The sequence below is a fragment of the Bacillus sanguinis genome, from assembly GCF_018332475.1.
Classification (GTDB): domain Bacteria; phylum Bacillota; class Bacilli; order Bacillales; family Bacillaceae_G; genus Bacillus_A; species Bacillus_A sanguinis.
This window is the reverse complement of the sequence record NZ_BOQB01000436.1, coordinates 1-4,143: the sequence shown is the minus strand read 5'-3', so window position 1 is coordinate 4,143 and position 4,143 is coordinate 1. Positions and strand designations below refer to the sequence as shown.

Genomic DNA, 4,143 nt, shown 5'->3' with positions numbered 1-4,143 from the left:
AATCCTCAAACTTAATGGTATCGCCTACGACATAACCCATGGTCTCCTATAACTAGAGTAAAATCTAATATAAGAAAAGATTTCATTCAACTTCTTACTTATTAACCGTAACTTCTATTGCTAGTTTGGCTGTCTACATAATCAAAATTACATTTATGTGCCGATTCGACCATTATAACAATAATCATCAAAATTGTTTTAATCCCTCTAGTTTCACTACTACTCCAATCGACAAAAGTTTTATTTATTTCACTTTTTATGTATCTTTTGATAAATTCGTTCAAATAAAACTGAAGACCACACAGCTATTACACCGAATAAAAATATTACGAGTACATTTATTAATCTTGTTTTATTGTCTGCTGGCACCATAAAACTCGCGATGAGCGTTACTAATGTGCCAATAACAATTATAATTCTTCCTTGCTTTAACATTTAGTTACTCCTTTTTCTTTATCCAAGCTACCTTTATAGCCATATTAACTGAATTTGTATTCATCTACATTTAGAATAATATAATAAATACAAATTTCTCTTCATTTCAATTTATAGAAAAGAAATACTCGTCTAATTTTCCTTCTATCAGAAATACTCATTAATCCAAGTTTCATTTTTTTATCCTTCTGCTAATATAATCCATTAAAGTAATAGCTCCGATCCCCATAGCTCCCCAGAAAACCATACTACATGTATATATTACCTTTTCCTTAATTGAATATGGTCCCATTAGTCCAACAATGATTGAAATTACAACTACTATAATCATTACAATTTTCGCGATTTTCATCATCCTGCTGTTCCTTATCTATCTTTTTATTAAATTTTTGAATGATATTAATAACAACAGAGTTCCACACTAGAGAAATTACAGTAAATAAAATTGCAACTAAAGCAACTATAATTCTATCTTTCCATGTGTTCTGTACTACCATTGATAGTATCATCATTATTAATCCAAAAGTGCATATAAATATTTTTGTACCTTTACGCACATTCAAATTATCTTCACACTTCTTTCTAAAACTGAAAAGAAAATTTTTCATTCACCAGCATTAACAATTAACAGAATTATATCTACAATAAATCAGATCCTTACTTTCTTAAACAAACTAATTATTTCTATTCTCTCTAAATTTATTAGTTATGTATTCTACTAAGTTTGTACTCCCAAGAGGCATTGCACCGAATACAAGTATAAAAGGGAAAATTCTATTAGCAATAGCCCTTACTATAAACCCAATAATTTTAATGATTTTTGACGATTTTAACATTCTCTTATTCCCCTTGTTTTTTAACTTTACAAATAGACCACCAACTACTTTTCCGATTGGTAAAATTTTTATTTATTTCTCTTTTCTTTGCTTTTTTATAATGTAATTTAATAATGTAAGTCCACCTAAACCGATTGCACCATAAAAAAGCATACCGAATGTATGTACCATTTTTTCTTTTAATGAAAATGGAGCTATTAGCCCTGCAATGATTACAATTACAATTGCTATAATCATTACTGCTCTTGCAATTTTTATCATCCTATGTCTCCTTTTCCGTCTTCTCAAACTATACAAATCTACACCTTTGAGTTTTACTATCTCCCCCACTGAAAACTTTTTTATTTATCCTCTTTTATCTTTTGCTTTGTTAATAAAGTTCATCAAATATGTAAATCCAATTGCTAATCCCCCAAAAACAAGTACAAAAAAGAAAGTAAGTATACGATCTCCTACTGACTGTGGAAAAAATAATGAGAGTAATGCAATAATAGGTACTGTTATTAAATATATAGTTCTCATTCGCTTGAAAGGTCGCATTTATTTACTCCTTTTTCTATTGAATTTCTCCATAAGATTTATAACGAATGTGTTCCATACTAAAGAAAATCCAGTAAATATAAGAACAGCTAGTGAAATAACAATTTTATCTTTCCACGTTTCTCCATTTACCATAGCTAATGTAATGAATAATACTGCTGTGGCGCATATTACTATTTGTGTAACTTTGCGCATATTCCCCCTCCTTACACACCTTAATCATCAAACTTTCCTACTTCTTTCATTAAAATTCCTTTTTCTAGTTCCTCCGACTCAATCACAATTGCCATCAATCCCTTTTCTGTACTCGTTTCATGAAATTCACCCTTTTCCCAAAACACAGCTTGTCCCACTTCTACCTTCATTTTTTCTTTATTTGCTCCGCATACATAACCTTCTCCGCCCACAATAAGAAGCAGTTGTGATACAACTGCTTCATGATATCCAATTATTCCATTCTCTTTTAAATGCATAGCACCGATATGTATATTCCCTTGATGATTTACTATTTTCGACATTATGAAATTAGATTGAAATGCTGTGATTTGCTTTCCTACTTTTTCACTAAAATCAAAAATCTTCACTTCTAGTCCTCCTTATATGTATAAAACCATCCTTACTGTCTGCATCATATGTCCTTCAAAATCTTCTTCAAACTCCTCTAATTGTGCAAAACCTTTCGATTCATAAAAACGTTTTCCTTTTTCATTCGCCGCTTCTACATGAATATAAAGCTTCCGAATTCCTTTTAATGCCGCTAACCCTTTTTGTAATAAAGCACTTCCTATCCCTTTCCCTTGCTGATCTGGTAACAAATAAATCGCACCTAATTCTGCTTCGTTTTGCAATCTAACGGGTGAAAAATTTGCAAAGCCAATTACTTCTCCCTCTTCTTCCGCAACGAATAAATGTGTATTTTCAAGACGATATTTCATTTTTTCATCAGAATAAGCCTCGTTTAAGAAACTGTCTTGAATCTCTCTCGGGATAATTCCTTCATATGTATCATGCCAAGCTATTTTCGCTACTGATTGTACAGCATGAATGTCTTCTTGCTTCATTTCTCTAATTACATATGTCATCTCGTTGTCTCCATTCTCTTTAACTTATATTCTGCTAATATACTAGAAGAAATGGCAGAACCATTTTCATAATCCACCTTAATTAATTTTAATTTTTCAATTGAAGCTATTGCAAAATCAAATTTTTCATAAATATATTCCATTACGCTTAAAAACTGATTTGTATGTAACCTATTTACAATCGTACAATGCGGAACCCACTTTCCCGGTACGTAATATGAATTTGGGTTGTCATGAAAATTGTTAAAATAATCATGATAAGAATGATGAAATTTTAACAATTCATCAGTAACAGTCGGTGCTAGAAAGACTGTTCCGTTAGTAGGAAAAACTCCAACAGAAGGAAAGGTTACTGGGTCCGTATTTTCTTGCATAGCTACAAACTCCCCTAATTTCTCCTTATACAAATGAACATTTAACTCATTATAATCAGCTAACGTAATATGAGGTTCTACTCCGGCTAATTGATTTGTGCCAATGATATTTGTTAATTCATTTTGCAATTCTGTAATTTTATTAGTAAACACACGATCAAATGTAGCAATAATAGCGTACATATCCCTTCACCCCTTTGTTACACATAGCGCTTCCCATTCTTCACGAATCATTCCCATTCGAATAGAATCATAGTACGTTCCGTTATAATAACGGCATTTGCGCATTCTACCTTCTAAAGTCATTCCTATTTTCTCAGCTACTTTCATCATTCGTTCATTGCCAGACCAAGTCGTGAGCCCTACTCGACCAATATCCATCTTTTCAAATAGTAAATCCCGATATAACGTTAACGCTTCTGTACCATAACCACCATTCCAGTAAGCCGGATTATAAATGACAATTCCCATCTCCAACCAACGCGTCGGTTTATGTTCCCAATAAAATCCGACCGTCCCTATAACTTGACCGTTATTTTCTATAATTAAATTGGATAGCGGTTCTTCTTTTAAACGAGTTTGCATCTTTTCCTTATAGGATGAGTATTCTTGCATTGAAAACGGAAAATACGGTGCATCCCATTTTTTCCATTCTGGATTTTCTTCTTTAAACACGAGATTCCATAATGTTTTTATATCTGATTCTTCAATTGTACGAATTGTTACTCTATCCCCTTTTACGATTACGCTTTTCATAATTTCCTCCTACACTCCTCTTTATTTCATATATAATTATAATATTTTTTCTGAAAAATCAAAACATATATCATTTATTATATTGTATAATTTTGTTATAAGATACCAATTATTCATGTA

At 31.6% G+C, this 4,143-nt stretch carries 9 protein-coding genes; all 9 read right to left on the bottom strand.

From position 1 onward, the window contains the following. Positions 1-249: 249 nt before the first annotated feature. On the bottom strand, positions 250-435 hold the full coding sequence (locus tag KI369_RS27285) for a hypothetical protein (RefSeq protein WP_000917620.1): 186 nt from the start codon (positions 433-435) through the stop codon (positions 250-252). A 172-nt stretch (positions 436-607) separates the two neighbouring features. Next, on the bottom strand, positions 608-787 hold the full coding sequence (locus KI369_RS27280; protein ID WP_071736247.1) for a hypothetical protein: 180 nt from the start codon (positions 785-787) through the stop codon (positions 608-610). A 556-nt stretch (positions 788-1,343) separates the two neighbouring features. Then, positions 1,344-1,532 (bottom strand): hypothetical protein, encoded by a 189-nt coding sequence (locus tag KI369_RS27275; RefSeq protein WP_000589981.1) that lies wholly within the window; start codon positions 1,530-1,532, stop codon positions 1,344-1,346. Positions 1,533-1,616: 84 nt separating this feature from the next. Continuing rightward, positions 1,617-1,811, bottom strand: a complete 195-nt coding sequence (locus KI369_RS27270; RefSeq protein WP_212958717.1) for a hypothetical protein — start codon at positions 1,809-1,811, stop codon at positions 1,617-1,619. Beyond that, a complete protein-coding gene (locus KI369_RS27265) occupies positions 1,812-2,006 on the bottom strand; it encodes a hypothetical protein (RefSeq protein WP_001233482.1) in 195 nt (64 codons plus the stop codon). It abuts the gene before it with no gap. 20 nt (positions 2,007-2,026) lie between these two features. Further along, entirely contained in the window at positions 2,027-2,395 is a 369-nt protein-coding gene (locus KI369_RS27260; RefSeq protein WP_212958715.1) for a cupin, read from the bottom strand. Between the two features lie 12 nt (positions 2,396-2,407). Then, positions 2,408-2,893, bottom strand: a complete 486-nt coding sequence (locus KI369_RS27255; RefSeq protein WP_212958713.1) for a GNAT family N-acetyltransferase — start codon at positions 2,891-2,893, stop codon at positions 2,408-2,410. Next, positions 2,890-3,450: a 2'-5' RNA ligase family protein gene (locus tag KI369_RS27250; protein ID WP_212958711.1), complete on the bottom strand. Its 561-nt coding sequence runs from the start codon at positions 3,448-3,450 to the stop codon at positions 2,890-2,892. Before KI369_RS27250 ends, KI369_RS27255 begins: the two co-directional genes overlap by 4 nt. A 6-nt stretch (positions 3,451-3,456) precedes the next feature. Further along, the gene (locus tag KI369_RS27245; protein WP_212958709.1) at positions 3,457-4,023 is read right to left on the bottom strand and encodes a GNAT family N-acetyltransferase; all 567 of its coding nucleotides are present in this window, start codon (positions 4,021-4,023) and stop codon (positions 3,457-3,459) included. Positions 4,024-4,143 lie beyond the last annotated feature (120 nt).

What these genes read in the sequence shown, in the direction of transcription:
- KI369_RS27285 (WP_000917620.1), bottom strand. Translation starts at nt 435, where the DNA reads ATGTTAAAGCAAGGAAGAATTATAATTGTTATTGGCACATTAGTAACG.
- KI369_RS27280 (WP_071736247.1), bottom strand. Translation starts at nt 787, where the DNA reads ATGAAAATCGCGAAAATTGTAATGATTATAGTAGTTGTAATTTCAATC.
- KI369_RS27275 (WP_000589981.1), bottom strand. Translation starts at nt 1,532, where the DNA reads ATGATAAAAATTGCAAGAGCAGTAATGATTATAGCAATTGTAATTGTA.
- KI369_RS27270 (WP_212958717.1), bottom strand. Translation starts at nt 1,811, where the DNA reads ATGCGACCTTTCAAGCGAATGAGAACTATATATTTAATAACAGTACCT.
- KI369_RS27265 (WP_001233482.1), bottom strand. Translation starts at nt 2,006, where the DNA reads ATGCGCAAAGTTACACAAATAGTAATATGCGCCACAGCAGTATTATTC.
- KI369_RS27255 (WP_212958713.1), bottom strand. Translation starts at nt 2,893, where the DNA reads ATGACATATGTAATTAGAGAAATGAAGCAAGAAGACATTCATGCTGTA.
- KI369_RS27250 (WP_212958711.1), bottom strand. Translation starts at nt 3,450, where the DNA reads ATGTACGCTATTATTGCTACATTTGATCGTGTGTTTACTAATAAAATT.
- KI369_RS27245 (WP_212958709.1), bottom strand. Translation starts at nt 4,023, where the DNA reads ATGAAAAGCGTAATCGTAAAAGGGGATAGAGTAACAATTCGTACAATT.